At 62.5% G+C, this 582-nt stretch carries 1 protein-coding gene; it reads left to right on the top strand.

Annotated elements, in window-relative coordinates; genetic code table 11:
- Positions 1-103: 103 nt before the first annotated feature.
- On the top strand, positions 104-582 hold a 479-nt coding region (locus tag HIJ39_RS23340; RefSeq protein WP_338055282.1), incomplete at its 3' end, for a transposase.

The following is a 582-nucleotide window of genomic DNA, read 5'->3' as shown; positions in this document are numbered from 1 at the left end:
ATCCCAGGATACTCTGGTACACTAAACAAGGACATGTTCACACCTCCCAAAGGTGGCATGTCCTTTTGACATTTGTTGCCAATATTCCTCTTTCACCAAAAGTGTGCACGAGCCATTTCTATTTGGCCATATACACCCGGTCGAGGCGCGCCAGCTCGCGCTGCCCGATCTGATGACCTGGTTGCGGCAACAGCGGTACCCGCGGGTAGCCCAGGAGGCGCCGCGCATCTGGGGCGCCTTGCAACAACGGGCCTTGGAGGCCTCGCCCGGCAAGCGCCGGGCCCAGGTGTGGGCGGTCCGGGCGCTGGTCGCCCAGCTGCAAGCCTTGCAGGCGGAGCATCGCGCGTTGCGCAAACACCTTGAAGCGCTTTTTTTGGCGAACCCGGATGCTGACCTCTGGATGAGCGTACCTGGCGTCGCCGTCACGCTGGGCGCTCGTCTCCTGGCCGGGTTCGGTCCCGACCGGGACCGGTTTGAGCTGGCGGAGGCGGCTCAAGCCCTGGCTGGCACCAGTCCCGTGCTCTACCAAAGCGGCAAACTCAAACGGGTGCATATGCGCCGTGCCTGCGACAAGCATTTTCG

Source organism: Sulfobacillus harzensis, assembly GCF_012933365.1.
Taxonomy (GTDB): domain Bacteria; phylum Bacillota; class Sulfobacillia; order Sulfobacillales; family Sulfobacillaceae; genus Sulfobacillus_B; species Sulfobacillus_B harzensis.
This window is presented reverse-complemented; position numbering and strand designations above follow the sequence as displayed.